The sequence below is a fragment of the Bradyrhizobium sp. AUGA SZCCT0160 genome, from assembly GCF_018130105.1.
Lineage (GTDB): Bacteria > Pseudomonadota > Alphaproteobacteria > Rhizobiales > Xanthobacteraceae > Bradyrhizobium.
On record NZ_JAFCMD010000040.1, the window covers coordinates 1 to 25,679 of the forward strand.

Consider the following 25,679-nt stretch of genomic DNA (forward strand, 5'->3'; position numbering starts at 1 on the left):
CTCCGCCTTGGTTCGGCGAAGCTTGAAGAACAGTTTCTTCTGAGCCGTACCGGTCCCCATCTTCACAAGCGACCAGGCGCGCAGGATGTATTCCTGAATGGAGGCCCTGATCCACCACATCGCATACAACAAGGCGAAAGCCGCGCTCCGGATCGAAGCGCTTCACCGCCTGCATCAGGCCTACGTTTCCTTCCGAAATGATATCCGCTATTGGAAGTCCGTAGCCTCGGTATCGCATGGCGATTTTAGCAACGAGGCGCAAATGGCTGGTGACGAGATGGTAGGCGGCCTCGCGGTCCCCTTGCTGACGCCACCGATTGGCATAGTTGAGTTCCTGCTCCGGCTGCAGGATCGGAAACTTGCGAATCTCCGAAAGATAATGGGAAAGTCCGCGGTCAACGGATGGCAACGAAATTGCTGAAGTCCTTTCCATTTTTACACCTCCGCCTTGGAACAAGTCCTCGATGGCCATGGCGCACATCAAAATGCGAAAACCCGTCTTAGGTTTCAGCTCAATGCAAAAATTTGCCGTCTCGCCAAAAGTTTTCGTGGTAGTGGTCGGTTCGGGCGGAGATCCCGAGGGTCCGGGCGGGTCGACACAGTCCGCCTATCACAAGCATGAGCGCAGTTAGCGCTATGCCAGCATGGCTAGGTCATCATCGGGAGGGTGCAAGTTGGATTCGTGCGAGTCGCACGAAATGTAGCCATCGCCTTTGGCTATCCGCGCGAGCGCTCTTGAAGGAATAACAGCGGGTCCGGAGACCTTTGGCTATCCGCGACAGGCGCCGTTTTGAACGGCGGGCGATGGCTTCGCGCACTCAACCGCACCCAATTCTTTTTGTTCCAGTGGAGTGCCCGATGCGAAGGCGTCCAGGTGGAAATCTCGCCCTCGGTCTGAAAATCTTCCCAAAACGGCGGGAACGAGCGGTTGAAAAAGTGCACTCACCGGAAACGGGTGAGTTGTCAGCGCGTACCGACGCGGGCAGAAACCGGAAAAATGCTCCGCGTCCAACATCCCCGTTTGCGTCCGATTGTCGCTCGGCGGTAGTGGTCTAACGCTGCTCCATGCCGCTGGTTGCAACTCATCGCCTAAAGATGCGGTGCAAGGGCGCATTAGAAAGCGGCCTGAGCTGAAGACCACACTTGGAGGGGCCAGCCTTAAAGACGCGTACAGGAACGTTCGACGTCGTCGAGTATTTAGACACCTTAACGGAGGATTTGCAGATGGGGATTTTGCCTCGCGTAGCGATCGTCGGTCGACCCCCGACAACGCCCCAAAGATTTGGATCGGTGATGTTAAGCAATCCTTCGAACTAACTTCGATGCAACGCATAGGCGACCTGACCGGGCTGATTCCTAAGTTCGATTTTTCGGTCATGGGACGAAGGTCTTCATCCAGGCAAGCGGCAATTCGAGGACAACTTGGACAGATTACTCTTAATCGAATGGGCGGAACTGATAATTCCGACGCATTCCATTGCGGAGATGATATTGCGGGGCACAGTAATGTACCTGTCGCTTTTCATTATCTTACGCTTTGTGATGGTGCGTCAGACCTCAACCATTGGAATTGCCGACATACTTGTTATCGTCGTGATAGCCGACGCCGCACAGAACGGATTTGCCAGAGAATATAAGTCCATTACTGAGGGTATAGTTCTGGTCCTCACTATCGTATTCTGGAACCTGTTTCTCAATTGGATCAGCTACCGCTTTAAAGTGTTTGAGCGGCTTTTATCTCCTCCGCCGCTTCCGCTTATAAAAGGTGGCAAGATGAATCGTCGTAATATGCGCCAGGAGTTTATTACCGAGGAAGAGCTAAGGGGTCAGTTGCGACAACAAGGAGTCTCCCAACTCGCCGAGGTTCGAGAGGCCTGTTTGGAGGCAAACGGAGAATTGAGTGTGATCAAATCGGATTCAAAGGAAAGCTCGAAACCGAAATCACGAGCTAAACCCGGTTGAGATAACGCGAGCGAATATGCGCCGGGAGAGCAGGGCCTATCGATCCTCTCTCCAGCGACGCTCTCTAGGGGGCGATTTGCTTGAGACGTCGCTCTCGGTCCTGCCGCGCCCAGTAATGCAAGTCTAGTGGTACATGCTGGGAATCGGGGCCAAAACAGGCCAGTAGCGTCGCTCAGGCGGGGTTTCACTGAATGCTTCTCACAAGGATCTTTTCGGTTGGCCAATCGGAGGCTGGCGGCGAATAAGCCGTACCGTCTCAACTGCCCGGCAAATGCCGCACCGGTAATGAATGAGGTCGTTGCCTTCGTCGTCCGGGTCGGCCTTCTCGATCTTCATCGTCTGCATGCAAACAATGCACGTCATCAAATCCAGCAGTGGGCTACGATCGTCGTTCAGGGGAGGACGATGATCACTCATTTGCGTGCTGTCACAGCTTGCACTTGTTCGCTTCCTCGAACTCGCGTTCCACGCACGAAAGGCGGCCGGCGCGCTTGCAACGGTGCACCGGCCGGTAGCCCTTATTCGACTTCGATACGCTCGACTGCCGCCGGCATCTGGGCAACCGACATCAGGCTGCGTGCCACCTGATTGAGCAGTTGATCGGAGTTTTCCTCCTCCGCCAGAGATTTTGACAGCAATTCCACCACGGCGCTGTGGCGCAGTTGCTGGGCAAGGTTCTTAGCGGTCGTGTACGCGGAAATCTCGTAGTGCTCGACCCGCTGCGCCGCCCCGATTAGGGCGAGATCGGCAAGCGCGTCCTCCTTGTCCGCGCCTTGCTCCATGACTTCCTGGCCTTCCTCCACCAGACCCATCATGCCCTTGCACGGCTTGGCGCGGGCGGTCTCGCCGAGCAGCGAGAAACATTCGTTGAGCCGCTCGATCTGCTCCTCGGTTTCGATCAGGTGCTGTTCGAAAAGCTCTCGCAGGCGATCGAACCGCGCCGCCTTGGCCATTTTGGGCAGCGCCTTGGTCAGTTGCTTCTCTGCGTGCAGGATGTCCCGCAATTCGTCGACCAGAAGCTCGGCCATGCCCTCTGGCGCGAGGGGAGGCGAACTTTCGGTCTTGATCGGATGCGCGCCGCCATTGATGCCGGCCTCAGACTGCGAGAAGGCGGGCGCTTCCACGAATTCCCAGTCGCCGCCCTGGTTCCAGGGACCACGCGTGTCGATCTCGCCTTCGTCGCCGGCTCCGGTGGAATCGTTGAAGAACTGATTTACCAGCCCCGGCGTCGGGGCGAGCTTGCCGATGCTGAACGCCGGCTTTTTCATGCTTTCCAGGGCTGCGGCAAAAGCCTTCATGTGGGTGATTTCCCGGGTCATGAGGAACTGAAGCGCATCCTTGGTGCCGGCGTCGTCGCAGAAATTGATGAGCCGCTCGTAGACGATCTTTGCCCGAGCTTCCGCCGCGATGTTGCTGCGCAGGTCGACGTCGAGTTCGCCGGTGATCTTAAGGTAGTCCGCGGTCCACGGATTGCCTTGCGAGTTGAACAGATTGACGCCGCCGCCGCCGGCGATCGCAATCAGCGGGTCGGTTTCGGCTGCCTGGCGGTCGAACTTCGAGGGTTTGAGGTGCATGCGCGCCAGACATCCGACGATTTCGAGATGGCTGAGCTCTTCGGTCCCGATATCCATCAGGAGGTCCTTGCGGTCAGGGTCTTCGCAATTCAATCCCTGGATCGAGTACTGCATCGCTGCAGCCAGTTCGCCGTTGGCGCCGCCGAACTGCTCCAGCAGCATGTTGCCAAATCGAACGTCCGGCTCGTCGACGCGCACGGTGAACATCAGTTTCTTGACGTGATGATACATGATTATGCCGCCTTCTGTTCGATCGCGAGATACTGTTGAGTCACCTTTGCAACGTTGGCATCAATCCAGGCTGCCATGCGCTCCTCTTCCTTGAGGTTCTGCTCCAGCAGGGAGCGAGAGCCGCCTTGACCGGCGCTGTCGCATAGCGTCAGGAGCGATTTATATGCGGCGATCTCGAAATGCTCAAAAGCGTTATTGGCAAAGGTGTTCTTGAGAATTTCGTCTCCAGCCATGGCATGGGTCATTGCCATCATGTTGGCCATCACGGATTGCGCAGTGTCCTTGAGGGTGGAGTTGCTTTCTCCGCACGCTTGCAGGCATTGCTCAAGACGACTGAGCTGGTTGTTGGTTTCTGCCAGATGTTCCTTCACCCGCGCCCTTACCTCAGGATAGTCGGTCAGTCGTTCCGATTGACGCTCCATCAGTTCTCTCGCCTGTACTTCCATCGCGTGCGCATTGCGCAGGCCGACGACGTATACGTCCTTTGCTGTGGTGGTCATTGCCGTCTCCATTGTTCGTAGGAGACCGTCCAACGAGACGCGCCGCTCATCGTTCCTATTGTATCCGCGCGCTTCTTTAGGACGAAGATGATCCTTGTATCCGCCCATCCCACACGCGGTACATGCCGCCGCGGCATTAGATAAGCCGCGTCGCATTAGCTGCCACTTGCTTGCGATAGAAGTCGATGACCTCGCCCGTGGTCTTGCCGCCCATCAAGCATCGCGCTAGCTTCCACTGCGGCATCGATCTTTTCGGAAACCATCAGTTGCGTCTCTTTCGCAGCATGAACGCCGCCGGTAGCGATCTTCCATAGGCGCATGTCGATGACGTTCTGAGCTTCGACCGCTAACATGAGGGCCGGATAGAAGGGGTAAAATAGCATCTCGCTGTCTCCTCACAGCGGGAGCGCTGCAACTGCTCAACAGTCTGGCAACTCAATGGTTGCTAAGTGCGGGTCGGAGGCCGACTAGCGCCGTTGGTGGTCCATTGGCGGGCTATGTACACTTTTGTACTGACTTGCCTTACTCGCGCCAGCAATGCGCGCTGCTCTTTGGGTTCGAAGGTCGCAATCCGACGCGCCTCTTGCCATCAACCAATAGCTCAGTTCGCAGTTGGGCTTCCTCATCATTGTCGCATGGAATCTCGATGCGGTTGCGGATATGGCCGGCGTCGCCCACGACTTAGGCGCAATACCTCCGAGTCATGGCAACTAGGTGGGTCGCTGTAGTCCGGGCGACTTTAGCCAATCACTCATGTGAGAAGCCGCTTCAGCCTGCCGAGCCCGCTTGAGAAGAAGTTCCCGGGCCAAACCCGGCGGGGCGTTCTCCGCGGCCTCCCTGAAGCGCTGAGCTTCCTCGGCTAGTCGTTCTTCAAAAGTCTGAGTGTGCTTAAAACGGCGGCGTTGCTGCGGCATCGCGCTGGTCTTCTTCCGTTGGAGTAAGGCGGGAGCGCAGTTGGCGTCCTCACCACCGAAAGATGCTTAAGCCCTTACGGCGGTGATGAGCTTAGGCTCTATGGTTCGAAACTCTATAACAACGGTTAACTTTCGGGAGATTGTTGCCATAGGAACAACGCGTCCCCGCGTCTGTTCGGATTGGATGACGCGCTATTCCTTTCAGATTACGAACGGCCAGAACTTTCTACACTCGGAAGAACTCGCGAGCGACGCGGCGGCATGGCATGAAGCCATTCTCACTGTCAGGGACATTGAATCGACGCTCTCGTCAGAAGGCGGAGACTGGTCGCTTGAGGTCAAGCGGGAAGAAAAACCGATTTTCAGAATCGACGTTACCGCCCGAAGGATTGAACCTTAGTTCCCCGGATACAGATGCAAATAAGATGGATCGAATTCAGCCAACTTTTCCAGTTCCGGAGGGTCGACCAGGCGGAAATTCGTTCTTTGAACCTCAATCAGACCCTCTCTTCGAAGCTGCTGCAGTACTCTGTTGACATGCACAGTCGAAAGACCCAGGCAGTCGCCTAGATCGGCTTGGGTAACGGGCAACTCGAATTCCAACTCCCGCGCACGACCAATAGCGTTAAGCCTTCGATGGAGTTCGAGCAGCAGGTGCGCCATTCGAGCATCCGCAGATCTACGACCCAGACTCAGGAGCCATTCTCTGAATATCGCAGCATCGATCAGTGTTTCTCTCCAGAGGGCGGCAGCAACGTTAGGGCGCTCCCTGTTCAGCCCCATCACCGCGGCATGGGGTATAAATCCCAGCGTGCAGGGGGTTAGTGTCGTAAGATCGTGATCCATGACCTTCAGATGAAGGCTTTGGAGATCCGGAACCTCGCCGGGAATGTGAATGGAAAGAACCTGGCGCTGGCCTTCGACGGTCGTTTTCGAGCGAAAGGCAAAACCTTCCCCGATCAAACAACACTCGTGGGGACGCTGACCATCGGACACGATGGCTTCCCTCGCCTTGAACTCGCGTTGGTGTATGGGCAGCCGTCGGAGCGCCTCGATGTCTTCCTCATCGAGAAAGTTGGAGACGGTGAGTTTTGTTATCAACGCAGCCGCTAGATGTGCCGTCATCGACCGTCCTTGCTCGGGACCCGAACCGGAGTCCTAGGACGTCCAATGTCGGTAGATGATAACAGCGGCGAGCGAGCTGGGTTCCGGAACCCCCGGCCAGGCAGAGCGGCGACCGTGGTGCTGACGATGTCAGCCGAACAGGCCCGCGTCGGCCGACGCGAACGGCGACAATGCGCGCAACGGCGCGATAAGAAGCGCACCCAGCTAAGACGAAGCTCGGCAGCGCCACCGCCAAGCGCAACAAGGCGCAATCCGCAGTCCTTTAAAGATCGGGTGTCGCACCTTGCGCTCGGCGGACTTCAGGGCATTGCCACTTGTTCCCGATCACGGACGGCTCATGAAAACGCACCCTTGGCCTGTAGCATCGCGGGAGCCACGGGTTTTTCGTCCAAATGGGTGAGCGGCCGGAGCGGTAAGGCGCTACGCATCGGTCTTCAGCGAGCTTGGGGTGGATCTCGCCCGGGCCCGGACAATACACAGACGACCTCTAATCGCAGAGGCCGAGCGTCTCATGGCCGCAAAGTCTTTACGCACCAAACAACAATCGGAACAGAGAAAAGCGAGCAGAGAAATCGAAGTCAGTTTGATTTCTCATTCGCCAACCGCCCGCGATCCAGGGCGACTCGTGCTGCGGTATGAGCTTCAAACAAAAATCGTCCGGCCTCTGTTGTGGCCGATGGGTTTCGGTCGATATGAGACCCGTTCAGCGTGACTGTGCCGTTTGATAGAATTGGAAATTTGAAGACGTGGCCGTGCCTCACATGAACAACCACGACCTCTTTTTCGGAAACTGATGTGGTAAATTCAGGATCGGGCATGATCCGCTGGCCCTGCGAGCTCGGCCGAGAACAGCGGCGTCGCGAACCTGGGCTGCCTTCTTGAGAGCGTCAAGTTGCTGAGGACCGGAAGGCAAGCACCGGGCGTCCATTAGGGCCTTGATTGCCTTTGCGCTCAATTCCTTGTCGGGAAACGTCCTCTTGGCCATAGTCCTTCTCCTCAAAGACAATTCACGCTGGACGCGCCGAAAATGGCGCCAAGACTCCCCGATCGAAGATACTGATTCTTGGAGCCACCGGCGGTACCGGCCGTCTCATCGTCGACCAGACGCTGGAGCGCGGGCAGGAGGTCACCGCGCTGGTGCGGTCACCGGAGAGGGCGAGCTGGTTGAAAGGTGCCAGACTTATAGTCGGTGACGTCCGCGATGAAAAAGTGCTGCGGGAAGCCCTCAAAGGTCAGGACGCGGTCGTCAGCGCGCTGGGTACACCGGCGAGCCTCTTCCGTGAAGTAACGCTTCTCTCGACCGCCACGCGAGCGCTTGTCAGAGCGATGAAGGCCGAGCACGTCTCTCGCCTGGTGTGCATCACGGGGATTGGCGCCGGGGATAGTGCCGGACACGGTGGCTTCCTATTCGACAACGTGATCTTTCCGCTTCTGCTGAAGAAGGTCTACGCAGACAAGAATCGGCAGGAAACGATCGTCAGAGACAGCGGACTTGACTGTATCCTCGTTCGTCCCTCCGTCCTGAACGATAAGCCCGGGCACGGGTCGGTCCGGGTCCTGGCGGATCTTTCAGGCTTCCATGGCGGAAGCATATCGCGAGCAGACGTTGCGACGTTCGTCTTGGATCAACTGCATGCCGATGCTTGGCTGCATCGTTCCCCGTTGATCACATGGTGACAACGGTTGTCGCATCTAGGGGTGGTTCGAAATGGATCCTGCGTACCAGTTCGAAAAGCAGTCTCCATCACAGCTTGGTCGATGGTGCCGATTGATCGATCGATTGCCTTGCCGAGGTAGTCCGCGCTCGCTGCGGCAGGGACCGACACCGTCGCCGCTCGGAACGCAGCGTAAATTTAATTGCCACTCCTATATCAGAGCACTCGTGACCGACCGCTGTTGGCGCAAAGCAGCCGCTGAGATGTGTGAAGCTTGATCTAGCTAACTCTCGATGGCTGGCCCCAACTCAAACTCCCCCATGAATGGATTGGATAGATTGTTCAATCTCTTCAATCAGTTGGAAGGCGGCGTGAGCACGACGTGTGCACCGACCGATCAAGGAAAATCTGCCGGCGACGAGGTGCGATGCCGGCGCAGGTTGCGCTCGCTTGGCTGTTGAAGAAGTCCCCGGCAATCGTTCTTATTCCAGGCACATCGTCGCTCCAACATCTAGAGCAAAATATAGCCGCCTGTGATATCGAGCTGTCCGAGCGGAATATGCAAGTGCTCGACGGCCTGGGTGTGACAGCAGGTAGATGAAACAGAGATCTGCATCAGCAAAAGAGTGCTAGACCTGTTTGTCGTGATCGATTTCGATGTGCGTTGGGTTGCTCGAAATCTTCTCGTTGCGCGGCCTGCCGATCTTCTCGACGACGAAGTCGATGAATGCGCGGACCTTCGCGGCTGGATGTGGGCCTCCCGGGTACAATGCGAAAAGTGAAAATGATTGTCCTGGCCAGTCGGGCAGGACGTCGATCAAGCGGCCGCTGGCAAGCAAGTCTTGCAGACCGACGGCCTTAACCCGTGCAATGCCAGCTCCGGCAAGGCAAGCTCCAATTACTGGCCCAAATTCGGTGACGACAATGCGGCCCGTTGTCCGAACAGAAACGACCTTGCGTCCTTGCCGATATTCCCAGTCCTGGAGGGGGTCGCCGCTTAAGGCATTCCTCACCTGAATGCAATTGTGCGTGGTCAGTTCCGAGGGATGCTTGGGCTGTCCAAACCTTTGGATGTAGGATGGGGAAGCAACCGTCACGGTACGAGTTTCGAGGAGTTTGCGGGAAACGAGCGAGGAGGAAGGCGGATTTCCGAAATGAATGGCGATGTCGAACCCTTCAGCGACAAGATCTCCAAGCTGATCACGCGCGATAAGTTCCAGCGAAAGCTCCGGATATCGCTCCAGAAACTCGCCAGCATGCGGAGCGAACATCGTGGTCGCAAAAAAAGCGCTGACGTTAAGCCGAAGGCGGCCCCGAACCGCGGCCGAGCAACTCGCAGTCTGAGTGAAAGCATCTTCGATGCCAGAAAGCAGCGGCCCAATCTCACCGTAAAGGCGCCGGCCCTCATCGGTTAAGGACACCGAGCGCGTTGTTCGATCGAGCAGCCGAACTCCCACGCTTGCTTCGAGGCGCGCAACGGCTCGGCTCACGCCAGACCTCGTCAAGCCCAATGCGTCGGCCGCCCGCGCGAAGCTGCCTCCCTGCACGATCGCTGCCAGGACACCTACGTTCGCTACCAAGCGGCCATCGAACTTCATGCCCGCCTCCCACCGTTCGATTAATGAACTAATGTTTCAGAAATGTTGCGAGCCTGTCAACAATTGGCTTCGACTACGATAACCAACCGCAATTACGCTCTCGACGGCGGGCTGGCAGCTCACGCCGGACATCCGATAGGTGCCGAAGCCAAGTCTTGGGATTGAGACGCCTTGGTGACGAAGCTATGCTTTGAGGATCTCATCACGTCTGTCCGTCGAAAGAAGACCGGCGATGACTGCGTCCGCGTCAATGCGTCCCTTGATCGCCTCCGCGCCCCGTTCTTTGAACTCGATCCAGCCCTCGTTGAAGCCGTCAAGCATGCTGATGCGTGGCTGGGGGTTCTTCATTCCTTGCGAGCGGAAGAGCGTTTCCCAAGTGTCGCGAGGCACGGATTGGACGCGTACGACCTTTGCCAAGGCGCGTCCGAATGACATTGCGAGATCATTCGGCGAAATGCGGCGTGGACCTTCAAGCTCGACGATCCGCTTTCCGCTCCAGCCTTCCTGAATCAGTTCAGCCGCTACACGTCCGACATCCCTGGTGGCAACCATCGGAAACGGCCTGTCCGCCGGTTGCAGAAAGCTCTGAATGATGCCGGCGTCGCGTGCAGACGTGACGTCCAACAGTGCGTTCTCGATGAACCAGCCTGGCCGCAAGATGGTCAGCGGCAAGCCGACTTTCGTAATCGCGTCCTCCATCATGGTCCGTTGCGACAGGAGGTTATCCTTGATCGCGTCGGCGCCAATTGTCGACAGGCAGACGACTCTACCGGGCTCGGCAGACTTGAGCGCGCTTACAACGTTGCTAATCACACGTTGAGCCTCGGGGTATCCAGGTTCGGGATCAAATTCCGAGGGGGGAAGAATAAAAGCAGCTGTTGCTCCGGTGAAGGCGCGGGTCAAAGCGGCCGCGCTTTCCATTTCGGCAATTGCAACCTGACACCCCAGTTCGGCCCAGGCGTCGCCCTTGCTCTCGTCTCGCACGACGGCCCGAACCGGTTGGCCCTGGGCTAGAAGTGTGCGGGCGAGTTCTCCTCCGACTTTCCCCGTGATACCCGTTATGGCGTACATCATAGTTCTCCATTCGCGTGCTTATCTTTGTTGGAGTGATCTGGGGGAGGGGCTTAGGCGCGGCTGAGCTCGCGATACAACGCTCGCTCGAAGTCGCCATAGAGCGCCACGACCCGATCATCGAAAAACGGCAGCATCTGCGTGAACAAGGCACCTGCTACCTTCTTGTGCGAATCGAGCCAGAAATAACAGTTGAGCAGACCTGCCCAGGAAATGCTGCCTGCGCTTCGTCCGCTGACTACCGCCTGCTGATTGATGTCGAACGAAAGGCCCCACTTGTGAGCTTGGCCCGGGAATTGATTGAAGCTGTTCGAGAAGCTTGGTTGAACCGACTTCATCTCGATGACGTCGAGCGGACCAATCTGGTTCTGCATCATAGATGCAACGGTCTCAGGGCGGAGAATCTGTGCGCCGTTCAAGGTGCCGCCATTCAGCAACATGCGAAGAAATGTCATGTAATCCTTGGGCGTACTGAAGGCGCCGCCTCCACCCATGAAGAACTCCGGGCGCTGAGGCATCTCGAATGCAGCCGGAACCAGCGTGCCGTCAGACTGTCGATTGTGAAGTGTGGCCACTCGCCGCTTTTGCGCGCTGCCGATCAGAAAGCCGGAATCCCTCATTCCGAGAGGAGAAAAGATGTTCTCCCGAAAATAGACTTCCAGCGATTGGTCGCTCACGGCCTCAATCAACTTGCCGATCCAGTCCATGCCGATGCCGTATTGCCAACGTTCGCCGGGGTCAAACTCCAGTGGAGCGGCGAAGGCGGCATTCTGGCACGTCGCGATGTCCGGCATGCCCGTGACCTTCTCATACAGGGTCAGTTGCTCGCTCCAGATCGAGTAAGTGTAACCGGACGTATGCGTAAGGAGATGCCTGACGGTGATCGGCCGCTTGGCGGGGCGAAACCGTGGTTGGCCGTTGCCGTCAAAGCCTTCGAGCACTTTGGGTTCTGCGAGCTGAGGCAGTATCGTCGAAGCTTCCTGATCGAGGTGAACACGACCCTGCTGCACGAGTTGCATGCAGGCGGCCGCCGTGAACGCCTTTGTCAACGATAACAGCCAGAATACGGTGTCCATGGACATCGGCGTGCCATCCGCCGTGTTAGCCTTCCCAAAACCACCTTGATAGGCGATCCCGTTCGCCGATGCGCCAACCGCAACCACGCCGGCAACTGTGCCGCTGTCGACGGCTTTTTGCATCAAGGCATCCAACGCCACGGAATTTGATGGCTGTCGCGTCGCCCCTTCGCCGGCGGCGATAGCCCGCCAGGAACCAGCGGAGGCCATCGAGGCCGCGGCGATAAGACTCGCGGACTGCAGAACGTTTCGACGATCGATCAGCATTTCGATCCCTTCAAACAACCTGAGTGCCGGCTCTGCGGCGATCGTCTGGTATTAGCTGCGTGCAAAGCCGGCCGTGAGTGCGATTATGTCATTTGATTGGTGACACCAAAGCAACAAAGGTGAGGGCGCGGCGATCGGCGGGAATTCGGTGGGAAAGCGGTCGTTTGCACATTGTGCTACCGGTTTTTCGAACCCGCATGAATGAACACGACATGCGAGTCGTCATTCAGATGATGAAGGATGAGGGGCGGGAAAATAGAGCCTTCGCTCTGTTCGGAAGAGACTGTACAGGCCGCGAGAGGCCATTTACGGCGTTACACGAATTGCTGCCTTATTCCCGGTTCGCAGCAGGTGAATGCCATCGTTCTTGTACCGTAAGCGCTTGTCGCCAATAGCGCGAAGTGGCGCGGCGTTTTCAGCCGCGCCACAGAAGCCAGCAAGAGAAAGGTAATTCTCAACTAGCGTAGCGCTTTGCCAGCGTTCCGTTCATCATTCCGTTGACAAGATCGCCGCGGGCCTTCTGGAAACTATCCCAGGTCGTGGTGTCGGCGAGCGCCGGCATGACCCATTCGTCACGATTGTCCAGCCCGGCCAGTGCCGCTTGAGCAACATCTGTAGCCTTCATCACCGCGCCGGGTGGCAGATTGCTGTGAGAAAAGCCGGCCTTCTCCCAGAACGACGTCGCGGTCGCTGACGGCGAAACCACCTGAACCAGAACGCCTTTTTCTTTTAGCTCACCTTGCAGCGCTTGCGAGAATGCAACGACGAAGGATTTCGCCGCATTGTAAACGTTGAGTTCTGGCCAGGGATGAAACGCCAGAACGGACGCGAAGTTGATGATCGCGCCAGCCCCTTTCTGGGCGAAGCGTGGCGCAACCGCGCGACTCAGCCGGGTCAAAGCGGTCACGTTGACGGCGATGGTCTGATCGATGTCGGCTTTCTTGATCTCGCTGAATATGCTGAACGTGGCGGCTCCAGCAATGTTGGCCAGCAGTGTTACGTCTTGATCAGTTTCGAGCAGTGTCTCGAGCTTGGCCAAATCGTTCAAGTCAGCCAGATCGTGTGAAGCGACAGAGACCTTGCGGCCGGTCGCGCTGCCAATCTTGCGGCCAGCTTCCTCGGCATGTTGCTTGTCCCGCGCGACGAGAATGAGATCGTAGCCCCGCTTCGCGAGACCCTCCGCGTAGGGCTTGCCGATGCCTCCAAGCGCGCCGGTGATGACTGCTGTTCCCTTGGTCATATTCGTTCCTTTGGTGGGTAAATCGGATTCATGCTCCCTGTTAGCCTTGAAAGGGCATGGCTAAAATGCCATATATGCAACGTTTTAGGACGCGGGGCCCATGCTGAACATTGGAATGGTCGTTTACCCGGGCTTTCAGCCACTCGGTCTCTCGGTCGGAACAGTCTTTGAGTACGCCAACAGCCTGAATGCGCCGATCTACGATTTCTGCCTCGTATCGGAAAACGGCGGTCCAGTGCGATCATCGCAGGGCTTCAGCGTCACAACGTCGCCTATTTTCGAGCAGCAGTTCGACACGTTGATCGTTCTGGGCGACAACGAATGCGCCCCGCAGTCCGACCGATTGCTTTCCTATCTACGCGAGGCGCCAAAGCTTTCCAGACGTGTGGCAGCGACGTGTACGGGCAGCTTTCTGCTCGCCAACGCCGGATTGCTCGATGGGCGTCGAGCGACAACCCATTGGTACTTCGCCAAGTCTCTCAAGGAAACGCATCCATCAATCGTCGTAGAAGAGGACCGCATATTCGTCGTCGACGGTCAGATTTGGACCTCCGCCGGGATGAGCGCTGGCCTCGATCTGGCTCTTGCCCTGGTCGAGAAAGACCTTGGCTCCGCCGCCGCCAAAGCGATAGCCCGCAAGCTCGTCATCTATCATCGTAGAGGCGGCGGGCAATCGCAGTTTTCGGTGCTCTTGGATTTTGATGCGAAATCGGACCGTGTCCAAACCGCACTTGATTTCGCCAAAAGCAATCTTAGGCAAGAGCTGTCGGTCGAATCGCTCGCGGATGCGGCGCGACTAAGTCCGCGGCAGTTCAGCAGGGTGTTCAGAGAAGAAACCGGCGAGTCGCCTGCCAAAGCCGTCGAGCGTCTGCGCGTGGAAGCCGCGCGTTTAATGATCGAAACGACGAGTCATCCGATCGATGTTGTCGCACGAGAGACCGGCTTCGGCGACAGAGAGCGCATGCGACAATCCTTTCTTCGCACGTTTGGCCAGCCGCCCCAGGCGATAAGGCGGGCGTCCGCCAGAGCGGAGCTGCTGTAGGCTGCTCCGCCGCCAGTTATCGCGTGCGGATCTAGACTTGCCTCAGTAGATTGCCTGGCCGCAGGCGCTGCGAGGCCGGAAATCGCGTCGGACGGCCGGTAAGCCTTCTCTCCGTTGTCGTCGCGATGTCCACCAACGTCCGAGGCTGCTCGAGGGGCATGGCCTCCTCGCATTGTCTGTCCTTTTTCGCAGACATCGTCGAGCGCGCGAACGTACCGAAGGGTTCGTTCTTACTTCGACAGCAAAGAGGCATTCTAGGCGGAGGTGCTGGGTGTTTACTCGAAGCGACGGATTGAGAAGCTTCTGAGTTTCCTGTGTGGCACCGATTTAACGCCAAAGGAGCCCCTGGATGCTTATTTTTGACGACCACATCTCGGCCTTTCGAGAGTCAATTTTACATGCGGCTGCGTCCTTGGCGGCACAGCGCGGAAACTGCTGACCACATCACCATGATCCGAGAGCATCTGGCACAGAGCTTCAACTTGTGAAGCGCTTAACTCGAGAAATGGATCGACCATCAAGGCGCGGTGAAGTATCGGCCAACTATCCCGTAACTCTGCTTGCTCATTTTCCTGCTCAAAAGCCGGGAGGCGCTCTTGCGCATGCGGCCGGACAAGAGCAACGCCGCTCTGATCGAACGGAAAAGGTCTGTGCTTGAGAATTGGTCCAGCAGAAGCCGCGTAAACAGGCCGGATGACCGGTGCTCGGTAAAGGATCTTTCGGCGGCAGAGAAACAGACCACAAAGTATCTATAAGTACTTGCCGTCTCGTATGTCCTAAATCACTGCGGATATGACATTTGAGGGTGCCTGGGTCAGGGCTACCCTTCGTCCGATACAACTTGGCCGGCTGGAATCGACGTCGCCGAGCAATCGCTGCTCTGTTTTACGACGTTGGCTACGGCTGTCTACGGCTTCGAGCGAAGATGCTCATCCTCCAGCCTTGCAAGTAAGGGATCGACCTAATGGATACCAACAAGAGAGAGTTCATGACAGGCGTCGCCTCTGGCGTATTCGCAGCGATGGCTGGTGCATCCACAATGCCGGCAAATGCCTCCGCGGCGCAATTTGCCGACGCATCCGGCTTGAACAAGTCCACCAACCGAGCGAACCAGGACAGCAAGGTGAGGGGAAATGATAAAAAGATACTGATCACAGGAGCCGGTAGTGGCTTTGGCAGGAACGTCGCCTTGCGTCTTGCCTCGCGGGGACACGACGTCATCGCCAGCGTGGAACTTCCGTCGCAGGTAACCAGTCTGCGTGATGCGGCGAAACAGCAGGGCGTGGTGCTTCGCGTTGAAAAAATCAACATTCTCCACGAGCGCGATCGAGAATTCGCGTCATCGCTCGATGTTGACATTTTGCTGAACAATGCAGGGACAGGCGAGGGCGGATCGGTTGCCGAAATGCCAATCGATGTTATTCGTTCACAGTTTGAGACAAATGTGTTCTCGTCCCTCGACCTAACTCAAAAGGTCGTACGTCGCCTGATCGACAATAGGCGTTCAGGCAAGATCATTTTTATGTCTTCGGTCGTCGGACTGTTCACTCCACCATTTACCGGCGCCTACAGTGCTTCAAAGCACGCTCTCGAAGCAATCGCAGAGTCACTGCATAGCGAGCTTAAGCCGTACGGTATCAAGGTTGCGACAATCAACCCAGGGCCATACCTCACTGGCTTCAATGATCGCATGATGGAGGCCTACAAGGTCTGGTACAGACCACAGCAGAATTTCATCGATCATTCGAAGCTCGCGTTCCCCAGTGATCAATTCGATCCGAACACCGCCACGGATGGAATTGTGCAAGTCGTCGAGAGCGATTCTGGAAAGTTCAGAACCGTATTACCGGCCAATTTCGTCGAAATAACAAAGAAGTTTCAAGCCTCCGCTTGGGATCGCGACCTTTGAAGCTATGAAGCACGATGCCGCGCTGCCTTGAGGTATCGGCATCTTGACCATCAAGGCGGCCAGCACTAACGGCGAGCCAAAGGACTCTGGCGAGAGTGCTAAACGCAAAACTAAAATGAAGGCTCCAGAGGCCACCTTCCGGGAGTTCGTTGACGCCATCCAGACGGCGAGCGACGTGAGCGCGTTCGAACGGGTTGCTGGGAGATTGACGCAAAGCCTTGGATTCCAGCGGTTTGCCTACCTGAGCCTGGCCGGAGACAGTTCCATGCTCATCTCGTCCTACCCGAAATCCTGGACCAATCGCTACTTTGACCTTCGATATCAGCAGCTTGACCCAGTGATCATTCGTGCCAGGGTCGAGCGTGACCTCTTCAGCTGGGGTGGGCCGGCTCGTTCGCCAGCCGCTAATCGAGAGCAGCGGCAATTTTTTGATGAAGCAACTACATTCGGTATTCGATCCGGGATCACAGTGCCTATTAGAGGCGGCTTCGGGCGAATGGCCGCCTTCACTTTGGCAACGAACGATCGCGACATCGATCCTGACCGCCTTACCGGTGAATGGAGGGATCTCGTCTACCAGGTGGGGCTATACTTCCATGTTCACGTCGCCGCGAAAATCGACGGTGCTTTCGTCGCGCAGCCGGACCCTGAAAGTGGGCTGACCCAACGGGAGTGTCAATGCTTGGCCTGGACGGCGCAAGGAAAGACGGTGGCCGACGTCGCAGTTCTGGTGGCCATAGCGCCACGTACCGTCGTATTTCATCTTGAGAACGCGCGCCGCAAACTTGGCGCAGCGTCGATCGCCCAGTGTGTTGCGATCGCTTTGCGCCGCGGCCTGTTGAGTTGACGGCCTCGGACCGATCTCCAGTAAAGCTAGTTCAGGGCGCGCCCGCGCGGCCGACAAGACGAATTCCAGGCAACGTGGTCTAGCGTGGTCCGGTTGATTTAGCGCCACCTGCAAAATCCGACAGGCGATCACGTGGTCGTTTTCTGCTGTCAAAGCCCTCCCGATAATTCGAGGAGGCCGGCATGCATGCCATCGCGCTTCACACGTGTCAGTTTGGTCGCCATCTGGACTTTTTAACGCGTATGTATCGGCTTCGTCGCCGTGTCTTCAAAGACCGGCTGGACTGGAGCGTGTCGCTGTCCGGTGACCTGGAAATCGACATCTACGATGCTCTGAGCCCAACCTATCTTCTTGTCCTCTCAAACGAGAACGAGGTTCTGGGCTGCGTCAGACTCCTGCCAACCACCGGCCCAACCATGCTCGCCGACACCTTCGCCAATCTGCTGGGCGCCCAAGCCGCGCCGAGAGATGAGCGCATTCTCGAGAGTTCGCGATTTTGCGTCGACACCGAGCGCAGCGTCGAGTCTGGTCGACATGGTTTCAATCGCGCCACCTTCGTGCTCTTTGCCGCGATGATCGAGGCGATGCGGTCAAGCGGAGCGCGATCCATCGTGACCGTCACAGATGCCCGGATGGAGCGCATACTGAGGCGAGCCGGCTGGCCCTTGGAACGGCTTTCGGATCCGCAGCCGCTTGGGCGGACGATGGCACTCGCAGGATTTCTTCACGATTCGGATCAAGCGCTTGAGGCCATGTACCGGCAAGCTCGTGTTGATGGGCCAGTTCTGGTCGGAGCCGGCTCGCATCGCATGGCCGCCTGATCGCTCCCCCGTGGGCTCCGCTGACGGGCGGGACTACGCACGCGGTCTGGTAGCCGAAACCGAGCTTCCAGGCCGCTTCGACGCAAGATAAGGGCAATCAATCCGGACCCCGAACGCTTCTGGCCAAGCGCATGGATGCCGTCCGACAACCCGCATAGCAGGGGACGAGGGATGGGCACGGCGGGTAATCGGTGGTTGCTGAACCCCAGTGTGCAGTTCGGGAGGGTGATGCCGATCCAGGAACCAGAATGCTTCGAACGGCAGCCATCGTCAGCATGGTCTCACCGAGACCTTGACCTGCAGATCGCTGATCACCTCTCGGCGTTCAGTGAATATCACGTGAGAGTACAGTACCGGCAACAGAACGGCTTCACCCGGAGCGAGCCATCCTTCGCAGCGGTGCCCCGGCACTTCGGGCAGTGCGGGTTGCGTCAGGAGTTGTACGAGAACGGGTATGAATGCACTTCTCGCAGCGCGAAACTAGCCAACGAACGCTGGTGGCTAACGCAGCGAAGGCAGCTCATGCGCCTTCGTCGAGGGCGACGAATTCGCGCTTCTTGCGGAGCGATGGCAGCAAAGGCCCGATCAGCAAGGCCAAGGCCAGCACCAGGCACACTGCGGAAATCGGCCGTTGGACGAATATCAGCAGATCACCCTGCGACAGAATCAGAGACTTGCGCAGGTTGTTCTCGAGCATCGGTCCTAACACGAAAGCCAGGACCAGTGGCGCAGGCTCATACCTGAGTTTGCGCATGAGATAGCCGATCACGCCGAATCCGACCATGACGTAAACATCGAACACGTTATTGCCGGTGCAATAGACACCGATAATCGTGAACAAAAGGATCAGCGGGAACAGGATATTGTACGGCAGTTTCAGCAATTGCACCCAAATCCCGATCAATGGCAGGTTGAGAACGAGCAACATCACGTTGCCTATATACATGCTGGCGATGATCCCCCAGAACAGACCGGGATTTTGCGTTATCATGAGTGGCCCCGGCTGCAGGCCGTGAACGATGAACGCTCCGAGCAGCAGGGCCATCACCACGTTCGGCGGAATGCCAAGCGTCATCAAAGGTATGAAAGCCCCGCCTGCCGCCGCATTGTTCGCTGATTCCGGACCTGCTACGCCCTCGATCGCCCCGTTGCCGAAGCGCTCGGTTGTTGTCGATATCCGTTTTTCCAGCGCATAGGATGCGAAAGACGCAACCACGGCGCCACCCCCAGGTAGAATGCCGAGAAAGAATCCAAGCAGCGTGCCGCGTCCGATCGGTCCTGCGCTGGCTTTCCAGTCCACCTTTGTGGGCATGAGCCGCCTGATCTTCGTGTCGAGGATCTCTCGCTTGATCGCCTGTTCGGTGTTTGTGAGGACTTCAGCCACGCCGAAAAGGCCCATGACCACGGGCACGAGGCCAATGCCATCGAGCAATTCAAGGCGGCCGAAGGTCAGCCGCGGCTGCGCCGTAATACTGTCGAGACCAATCAACCCAAGCACAACGCCCACGCAAGCCATCAACAATGCCTTGGCCATCGACCCTTGCGTCAGGAACGTCAGCACGACAAGGCCGAGCACCATCAGGCCAAAATATTCGGCCGGGCCAAAGGCGATGGCAACGCTAGCCAGCGATGGCGCAACGAGCATCAGTCCGAACAGCGAGAAAGTTCCCGCGGCGAACGAACCGAGCGCCGCAATCCCGAGCGCCGGCCCCGCGCGGCCCTGCTTCGCCATTTGATGGCCATCGATACAAGTTACTACCGAAGCCGCTTCACCGGGAATGTTGACGAGTATCGACGTTGTCGACCCGCCATACATCGAGCCATAATAAATCCCTGCCATCATAATGATGCCGGATTCCGGCGTACCCGATAGGGTAATCGGCAATAGCAGCGACATTGCTGAAATCGGACCGATCCCGGGCAGGACTCCGACCAGTGTCCCGATGAATACTCCAATGAAGCAATACAGCAGATTAATCGGTTGAAGCGCTACACCAAAGCCGTGCGCGACGTTGGAAAATACATCCATGAGCATTTCCGTTTAGCCGATCCCAAAAATGCCGGCGGGCAACTGGATCAGAAGCGCGTGTTTCAGCACCCACCAGGCACCGAGTGGAATGGTTACGGCGAGCGGTATCGCCAGCATCCAGCTCACGGGATCGATGACGCGCAGCAGCAGCAGGAGCAGCGGGATCGAGGCAAGAAGAAAGCCCAACGGTTCAAACAGAACACAAAAGGCCACCAAACACGCGATGACGATCAACGGTTTGGTCCAGCGCGTATCTGCCCACAGCGAGCTGAATGTCGGACCGCCTTCGCGAAGAGCTGCGATCACGATCGAGAAAGCGAACAAGGACAACAGCATGCCCGTATAAAACAGCACGAAGCCTGCCTTCGGATCGTTCATGCTGCCAATCCCGAGATTGGCCCCCGCCCAGATCACAAAGACACCGAGCGCCATGCTGGCCGCGCCGCTCCATAGCTCCGAATTATCCCATGTGAACTGAGGTTTCGGCTGCGCGTTCATGTAAACGTCTCCGGTCGCGGCGGCTGTGAATTCTAGGGGCTCGAAGGCGGCTTCGCGGCCTACCTGCCTGCTAGCTGTGATCGCCTAGTTGGACTTCTTCGCGAGCCCAAGTGCACCGATCGCCTTACGCTCCGACTGGATGGTGTCGGTCACGAATTTTCGATACTCCTCGGTACCTTTGTAATTCACGATCATGTCGTACCTGCCAAGTGTATCGATCACGGCGGGATCTTCGATCGCCTGCTTGAAGGCATCGTGCAGTTTCGCCACCACTTCGGGATCCATTCCCTTGGGGCCTGCGATACCCCATGGTGAGTCGATGACCAGGGGATAGCCCAGTTCCTTCAAGGTCGGCACATCCGGAAAATTGTCTGAACGATTCTCGGTCCAAACCATCAAGAGCCGGAGCTTGCCTGCCTCGACCAGCGGCTTCCAACCGGAAGCGTCCACTTGCAGCATGGTGTGACTGCCAAGAACTGCAGCGTTGCTTTCTGCTGTGCCCTTGAAGGGAACTTGCGTCAGCTTGATTCCAGCGAGGGATGCAAGCTGCTCCATGCCGATATGTAGGGAGGTTCCGGTGCCGGGCGTCGCATACGTCACCTTGCCGGGGTTCGCTTTCGCAAAATCCACCACGTCTTTCCATGTTTTGAACGGAGAACCGGCATTAGTCGTGATGCCGAACGTGTAACCAGTCAGGTTAAGTATGTAGGTAAAATCCTTGCCCGGGTCCCACGATACGTCATGCATGAGTGGAAGACGGAAGACTGGTACGGGTATTTGAGAAATTGTGTAACCGTCCGGCTTCGCGGATGCGGCCATGATGGCGGGGCCGACGGTGCCACCGCCGCCGGCTTTGTTGTCAACGACAATCGGTTGGCCAAGACGCTTGGACGCGACGTCGGCGATCGCCCTCAACGCGACGTCTGTCGAGCCCCCGGCAGGCCAAGGCACGATCAGCGTAATCGGTCGGCTCGGATAGTCTAGCGCCTTGGCGCCGCCGAACATGGTGGCAAGCATGACCGCTGCAAGAATAATCGTCAAACCTGTTCGATGAAACATTTGAGGTGCTCCCTTCGGCTCACGATGCCGAGAACCAAATTCATTTTTTGGAGTGAATGGTCTGCGCCATCTTTCGGCGGGAAGAAAAAGCAACTCGCTCCGCTGCCTTCACCGTAAGCGACTTTCGACTTGTCGACGGGCGTAAGGCTTGCCTTCCCCGCGCGAGCCGCCACTCAAACCACGACGTCTTCACGGCCAACGGGATTGCCCCGGTCGTGGTAAGCCTTTGACAACTGCTTATTGCCGCCTCAATTTGTTCTCAAAAGGAGGCTGCTATTCGACCGAGATCCCGCGATGCGCGCCGCGCAGATCATGCCGCGAGCTTGAGGATCGTCACGACATCGTCCGGCTCCCGGATTGGCTGCGGGTTGGATCGTGTGAAGATCGACAACATCGCATTTTTTGCGATCAGACCGAATTTGTCTTCAGTAACGCCTACCTCGGCAAGACGGCGCGGAAGTCCAAGGCGGTCGACGAAGTTGGCGAAGGTGTCGCTCGCGTCCGCGTTCGGAGTCCGCAACGCTTCGGCGAGCAACGTTTGGGCCCCACCGGTGGCTGGTTTGTTATAGCGCAGGACACTCGGCATCATGACCGCCGTGCAGAAGTAATGGGGAACGTCGCAGGTGCCGCCGAGAACGTGCCCGATCGCGTGACTCGCACCCATAGGCACGCGAGCCTGAAGTCCGAAGGCCGACAGCCAGGAACCGTATTGGCACATGGCGCGAGCCCCCGCGTCGTCGGGATAGTCTTTGGAGCGCAGCAGCCCGTCATGCAGGAATCTAATTCCCCGTAGGCAGACGCTTTCCACCAAGGGGTTGCCGCGCGGAGAGCAGATGGCTTCTATTCCGTGATCCATAGCGCGGGTGCCAGAACCTAGCCATAATTTCTCAGGCGTGTGTTTCGTGATTGCGGGATCGAGGATTATGGTTCGCGGCATCATCAACGGATGATTGAAGATTTGCTTGAGCTTGCGCTGCGTGTCCGTCACCAGACTGCCGGAATTATACTCGCCGCCGGACAGCGTGCTTGGTACCGCAATCATGCGGACCTTCGGCGGCCGGAAATCTCCGAAGCGCCTGTCGGGCGTTGTCTCAAAACCGTCGAGGCCACTTGGATCGACGATCTTGTGCTCCATGCACATCAGGACGATCTTGGCCGCGTCGACAACTGATCCTCCGCCGACAGCGACCAGGAGGTCCGCTTTGGCGTCGAGTGCCGAGGCAGCAGCCTTTACGACAACCTCGCGCGTCGTGTGTTGAGGCACGCCATCGAAGGTTCCGGCATATCGATCACCGAGTTCGGTTCGGATTTTCTCAATCTCGTCCGTCTTGGTATTCAATGTATGGCTGGCAATGAGAAAAACGCGAACAGCTCCAAGACGCTCGGCCTCTTCGCGGACGCTGGTCGCGCAAGGTTTTCCGTAGATCACGAATTCCATTGGCGGGTATTGGTGACTGCCGGCTTCGTGCATCGAAGCGCTCCCTTAAGATAATCTGTGCTGCTTTTCTCGTACAATCTCATTCACATTTAGCTCGCCTGATTGACTAGAACGAACGATTTATTTTGACCAATGATATGAAAATAACTAACATCGTTCCGATGATAACTTCTCTACCCTCGCTTGACGCCCTCCGGGTCTTTCAGGTCGCCGCGCGGCACGGCAGCTTTTCTCGCGCGGCGGAAGAACTGCACGTGACGCACGGTGCCGTAAGCCACCGGATCAGATCGCTGGAAGATCAATTGAGCGTCCGACTGTTTGAACGGCGCGGCAACAGCATGTTGTTGACAGGGGAGGGACACCAACTGTTGGCGAGCGTGAGTATCGCCATCGATGAGATCGGCCGCGGGGTCGAACGGCTTCGCGGGAAAAACTCAACCGATCTGACCGTAAGCTTGCTGCCTGTCATGGCCGCGCGATGGCTGATCCCTCGTCTGTCCCGATTTCATGATCGCTTTCCCGATATCGACATCAACATCAGAACCAGCCTCGCGTTGGCGAACTTCAAGTCCGACGGTGTCGATCTCGCAGTACGTTACGGTGCGGGGAAGTGGCCAGGGCTAGTAGCCGTCAAGCTTGCTGATGAAGAATTATTCCCCGTGTGCAGCCCCCACTTCAATGGTGGGAGTCTGCCAACAGACCCTTCGCAGTTGCTAGAATTTCCCTTGCTACGAGATTTGAACCTCCCCTGGTCAAGATGGTTCAAGCATGTCGGAATACTTCTGCAGGGGGATGTTCGCGGAACATCTTTCACTGATGCCAATCTGCTTCTTCAGGCGGCAATATCCGGCCAGGGGATAGCTTTAGCGCGAAGGTCGATCGCGGCCGAAGAAATTGCGTCGGGAACCCTCGTCAAATTATTCAACCACAGTCTTCGGACCAATTACTCGCACTTCATAGTTTACCCCGAAGGATCTGAAAAAATCCCGAAGGTAGCCGTTTTTCGTGATTGGCTCCTTGAAGAACGAGAAGAATCCGATGCATCTGAATAGATCCTGCCTACGCGCGGCAGCCACAACGAACGCTACATAGTCGAATGCAGAAGACAGCCGCACCCGCTGCTGACTGCAAAGTTTGCGCGAATAGCTATCCGAATTGTTCACTAGGTATTTCTCCGTCGCCTTGTGCCCGTACTCCGGCCGCGGGCAGGAAGCGGTTGGGGCTCGCCGGGTGCTCGCGGATAGAGAAGCCGTAGTTGCCGAGGTGCGCGCAGGGTTGTGCTCCATCTTGAAAACGCCAGACGCAGGTTGGGCGCAACTTCGATTGCACAGTGCGTGGCGGACGCACTGCGTCGCGGGTTATTGCCGTGAGCAAGCTGACAACCTGCATTCTTCGAGCGCGAGCCAAGCTGCTTGCCCGGAAAGCGGGAGTGATTTTCGACGCATAAAAGGCCAGTTACTTTGCTGGAACTTTTTCTCTTTACCCAATAGCGAGATCTACCCTGTAAAAAAGTACAGGCGCGGCTCGCTCTCGTTTTCTGGTGTTGTGACGACCTCGTTCTTCAACTGGAGGTCACCATGTACGTCGTCGCACTCGACAATCGTCAATTTGGCCAACATCTCAACATGACCACAGGGATGTATCGGCCTCGTCGCGTCTTCAAGGATCGTCTTGACTGTGCCGTCTCGGTCTCCGGTGATCAGGAGCTGGATGTATATGACGTACTGAATCCCGCCAATCTCCTTGTCATGTCGGTGAGGGTAATCTCGTCGGCGGCGCGCGTCTCCCGCCGACCACGGGACCGTCTATGCTGGCTGACACGTTCCCGCTTTACTTGGCGGGAAGGTCGCGCCGTACACCGAAAAATGCTCGGGAGCTCGCGGTTTTGCGTGCATACCAGTTTCGCATCTGAACTTGCGGAGAGCGGGTATCAATCGCGCAAGCTTCGTTCTCCGCTGGCTACTTCATGCCTCCGACGAGGCGCTTCGCGGCGATGTATCGCAACGCCGATGTCGAGCGTCCGGTCCTGCTCGCACCCAATTCGATCCGCGCGCTGGCCTAGTGGTGACGATGTGCTCTCCGCAATTAGGGGCACTGACAGGTAGTATCAAGAGTCCAAAAATGCTGGCAGATCCGAGGCGTAGCCGAGTGGTTCTGATCAATCTGACGCGTGGCGAAGAGGCCAATATGCCGGCCGAGTTCGTTGCGCGTCGCCGTGCAAGTCTGGCGTTGCTTCCGGTGTGTCAAGACTTCTTCCGTGTCACTCAGCTTGCTATCGGCGAATATGAACCAAGTCGAATCCCCGATGGGAGCGCCCATTCGCTCGTGCCGATGGGCATCGACGGCCTTTCCTTGTGGCATGACCAAGAGTTCACAGCGTCGCTCGCGGCATCGAATGTTGGCGCCATATTTCTAGGCGGGGCCTGGCTCGAGGAAGAGGTTTTCATTGCGGCCCTGGAAGGTGTCAGGCTTGGGTACGATGTGCGCGTACTTGCCGACCTGTCGGTCGCTCGCGCCGAGATTGATCGATCGCTTGTTCTGGACCGCCTCGGACTTCACGGCGGGCTGACCACAACGCTCCGACAGACTTTGCTGGAATGGGCGGTGTGCCTGGATGATCCGATCCTGAAAGAGAGGGTTCGGCAGCTCCTGGCGTAGCAGGGCGCCACCACAACGCGCTTCGCGTGCGGGTCGGGCTCTCGTGAACCGAGCCCGCTGACGCGGTCTCGGCCTTCGGCTTCGATCCCTGGCGCAAAGACATAGCAAGGCATAGCGGGAAGGTTCGTTTGCGACTTGGTGTTTTGCGCCCGCATCGCCGCACCA

23 protein-coding genes and 2 pseudogenes are annotated in these 25,679 nt (G+C 57.3%); 11 read left to right on the forward strand and 14 right to left on the reverse strand.

Features of this window, described 5'->3' with window-relative positions:
* Positions 1 to 433 (reverse strand): annotated as a pseudogene (locus JQ558_RS35730) (sigma-70 family RNA polymerase sigma factor); the annotation flags it as partial.
* Positions 434 to 1,422: 989 nt separating this feature from the next.
* Here JQ558_RS35730 and JQ558_RS35735 point away from each other — a divergent pair.
* Complete coding sequence (locus JQ558_RS35735; RefSeq protein WP_249142783.1) at positions 1,423 to 1,962, forward strand: DUF421 domain-containing protein; 540 nt, start codon at positions 1,423 to 1,425, stop codon at positions 1,960 to 1,962.
* Between the two features lie 518 nt (positions 1,963 to 2,480).
* On the opposite strand, the gene JQ558_RS35740 is transcribed toward JQ558_RS35735, so the two are convergent.
* The 3 genes from JQ558_RS35740 to JQ558_RS35750 form a co-directional block, all read right to left on the reverse strand.
* Positions 2,481 to 3,767, reverse strand: coding sequence for a DUF892 family protein (locus JQ558_RS35740; RefSeq protein WP_212210726.1), 1,287 nt, complete (start codon positions 3,765 to 3,767; stop codon positions 2,481 to 2,483).
* A gap of 2 nt (positions 3,768 to 3,769) precedes the next feature.
* The gene (locus JQ558_RS35745) at positions 3,770 to 4,267 is read right to left on the reverse strand and encodes a ferritin-like domain-containing protein (protein ID WP_212210727.1); all 498 of its coding nucleotides are present in this window, start codon (positions 4,265 to 4,267) and stop codon (positions 3,770 to 3,772) included.
* A gap of 155 nt (positions 4,268 to 4,422) precedes the next feature.
* Positions 4,423 to 4,650, reverse strand: coding sequence for a hypothetical protein (locus JQ558_RS35750; protein ID WP_249119165.1), 228 nt, complete (start codon positions 4,648 to 4,650; stop codon positions 4,423 to 4,425).
* Between the two features lie 715 nt (positions 4,651 to 5,365).
* Here JQ558_RS35750 and JQ558_RS35755 point away from each other — a divergent pair.
* Entirely contained in the window at positions 5,366 to 5,581 is a 216-nt protein-coding gene (locus JQ558_RS35755) for a DUF6894 family protein (protein ID WP_212210728.1), read from the forward strand.
* On the opposite strand, the gene JQ558_RS35760 is transcribed toward JQ558_RS35755, so the two are convergent.
* Complete coding sequence (locus JQ558_RS35760) at positions 5,578 to 6,306, reverse strand: Crp/Fnr family transcriptional regulator (protein ID WP_212210730.1); 729 nt, start codon at positions 6,304 to 6,306, stop codon at positions 5,578 to 5,580. The genes JQ558_RS35755 and JQ558_RS35760 overlap by 4 nt on opposite strands.
* A 578-nt stretch (positions 6,307 to 6,884) precedes the next feature.
* Positions 6,885 to 7,124, reverse strand: a complete 240-nt coding sequence (locus JQ558_RS35765) for a hypothetical protein (protein ID WP_212296619.1) — start codon at positions 7,122 to 7,124, stop codon at positions 6,885 to 6,887.
* Positions 7,125 to 7,311: 187 nt separating this feature from the next.
* Here JQ558_RS35765 and JQ558_RS35770 point away from each other — a divergent pair, with 187 nt between their 5' ends.
* Both JQ558_RS35770 and JQ558_RS35775 read left to right on the forward strand, forming a co-directional pair.
* A complete protein-coding gene (locus JQ558_RS35770; protein WP_212210879.1) occupies positions 7,312 to 7,983 on the forward strand; it encodes an NAD(P)-dependent oxidoreductase in 672 nt (223 codons plus the stop codon).
* 360 nt (positions 7,984 to 8,343) lie between these two features.
* Positions 8,344 to 8,562 (forward strand): aldo/keto reductase, encoded by a 219-nt coding sequence (locus JQ558_RS35775; protein ID WP_312014763.1) that lies wholly within the window; start codon positions 8,344 to 8,346, stop codon positions 8,560 to 8,562.
* Positions 8,563 to 8,590: 28 nt separating this feature from the next.
* On the opposite strand, the gene JQ558_RS35780 is transcribed toward JQ558_RS35775, so the two are convergent.
* From JQ558_RS35780 to JQ558_RS35795, 4 genes are all read right to left on the reverse strand, one after another.
* On the reverse strand, positions 8,591 to 9,559 hold the full coding sequence (locus tag JQ558_RS35780) for a LysR family transcriptional regulator (RefSeq protein WP_212210738.1): 969 nt from the start codon (positions 9,557 to 9,559) through the stop codon (positions 8,591 to 8,593).
* Between the two features lie 183 nt (positions 9,560 to 9,742).
* Positions 9,743 to 10,630: an NAD(P)H-binding protein gene (locus JQ558_RS35785; RefSeq protein ID WP_212210881.1), complete on the reverse strand. Its 888-nt coding sequence runs from the start codon at positions 10,628 to 10,630 to the stop codon at positions 9,743 to 9,745.
* Positions 10,631 to 10,683: 53 nt separating this feature from the next.
* A complete protein-coding gene (locus tag JQ558_RS35790) occupies positions 10,684 to 11,973 on the reverse strand; it encodes a serine hydrolase (RefSeq protein WP_212210740.1) in 1,290 nt (429 codons plus the stop codon).
* Positions 11,974 to 12,427: 454 nt separating this feature from the next.
* Positions 12,428 to 13,213 carry an SDR family oxidoreductase gene (locus JQ558_RS35795; RefSeq protein ID WP_212210742.1) on the reverse strand — a complete coding sequence of 262 codons (786 nt, stop codon included), beginning with the start codon at positions 13,211 to 13,213 and terminating at the stop codon, positions 12,428 to 12,430.
* A 100-nt stretch (positions 13,214 to 13,313) separates the two neighbouring features.
* Here JQ558_RS35795 and JQ558_RS35800 point away from each other — a divergent pair, with 100 nt between their 5' ends.
* The 4 genes from JQ558_RS35800 to JQ558_RS35815 all read left to right on the forward strand — a co-directional run bounded on the left by JQ558_RS35800 (position 13,314) and on the right by JQ558_RS35815 (position 17,832).
* Positions 13,314 to 14,255, forward strand: a complete 942-nt coding sequence (locus JQ558_RS35800; protein WP_212210750.1) for a GlxA family transcriptional regulator — start codon at positions 13,314 to 13,316, stop codon at positions 14,253 to 14,255.
* Between the two features lie 964 nt (positions 14,256 to 15,219).
* Complete coding sequence (locus tag JQ558_RS35805) at positions 15,220 to 16,164, forward strand: SDR family oxidoreductase (RefSeq protein WP_212210751.1); 945 nt, start codon at positions 15,220 to 15,222, stop codon at positions 16,162 to 16,164.
* Positions 16,165 to 16,207: 43 nt separating this feature from the next.
* Positions 16,208 to 17,011 carry an autoinducer binding domain-containing protein gene (locus JQ558_RS35810; protein WP_212210753.1) on the forward strand — a complete coding sequence of 268 codons (804 nt, stop codon included), beginning with the start codon at positions 16,208 to 16,210 and terminating at the stop codon, positions 17,009 to 17,011.
* Positions 17,012 to 17,193: 182 nt separating this feature from the next.
* On the forward strand, positions 17,194 to 17,832 hold the full coding sequence (locus JQ558_RS35815) for an acyl-homoserine-lactone synthase (RefSeq protein ID WP_212210755.1): 639 nt from the start codon (positions 17,194 to 17,196) through the stop codon (positions 17,830 to 17,832).
* Positions 17,833 to 18,352: 520 nt separating this feature from the next.
* On the opposite strand, the gene JQ558_RS35820 is transcribed toward JQ558_RS35815, so the two are convergent.
* The 4 genes from JQ558_RS35820 to JQ558_RS35835 all read right to left on the reverse strand — a co-directional run bounded on the left by JQ558_RS35820 (position 18,353) and on the right by JQ558_RS35835 (position 22,889).
* Positions 18,353 to 19,861, reverse strand: coding sequence for a tripartite tricarboxylate transporter permease (locus tag JQ558_RS35820; protein ID WP_212210757.1), 1,509 nt, complete (start codon positions 19,859 to 19,861; stop codon positions 18,353 to 18,355).
* Between the two features lie 12 nt (positions 19,862 to 19,873).
* On the reverse strand, positions 19,874 to 20,359 hold the full coding sequence (locus JQ558_RS35825) for a tripartite tricarboxylate transporter TctB family protein (RefSeq protein ID WP_212210759.1): 486 nt from the start codon (positions 20,357 to 20,359) through the stop codon (positions 19,874 to 19,876).
* An 84-nt stretch (positions 20,360 to 20,443) separates the two neighbouring features.
* Positions 20,444 to 21,418, reverse strand: a complete 975-nt coding sequence (locus JQ558_RS35830) for a tripartite tricarboxylate transporter substrate binding protein (protein WP_212210761.1) — start codon at positions 21,416 to 21,418, stop codon at positions 20,444 to 20,446.
* Between the two features lie 310 nt (positions 21,419 to 21,728).
* On the reverse strand, positions 21,729 to 22,889 hold the full coding sequence (locus JQ558_RS35835; protein ID WP_212210763.1) for an iron-containing alcohol dehydrogenase: 1,161 nt from the start codon (positions 22,887 to 22,889) through the stop codon (positions 21,729 to 21,731).
* A gap of 92 nt (positions 22,890 to 22,981) precedes the next feature.
* Between JQ558_RS35835 and gcvA the strand changes: the two genes are divergently transcribed.
* From gcvA to JQ558_RS35850, 3 genes and pseudogenes are all read left to right on the forward strand, one after another.
* Complete coding sequence (gene gcvA / locus JQ558_RS35840) at positions 22,982 to 23,908, forward strand: transcriptional regulator GcvA (protein WP_212210765.1); 927 nt, start codon at positions 22,982 to 22,984, stop codon at positions 23,906 to 23,908.
* Between the two features lie 585 nt (positions 23,909 to 24,493).
* Positions 24,494 to 24,769 (forward strand): annotated as a pseudogene (locus tag JQ558_RS38470) (acyl-homoserine-lactone synthase); the annotation flags it as partial.
* A 235-nt stretch (positions 24,770 to 25,004) separates the two neighbouring features.
* The gene (locus JQ558_RS35850; RefSeq protein ID WP_212296620.1) at positions 25,005 to 25,514 is read left to right on the forward strand and encodes a hypothetical protein; all 510 of its coding nucleotides are present in this window, start codon (positions 25,005 to 25,007) and stop codon (positions 25,512 to 25,514) included.
* Positions 25,515 to 25,679: the final 165 nt, after the last annotated feature.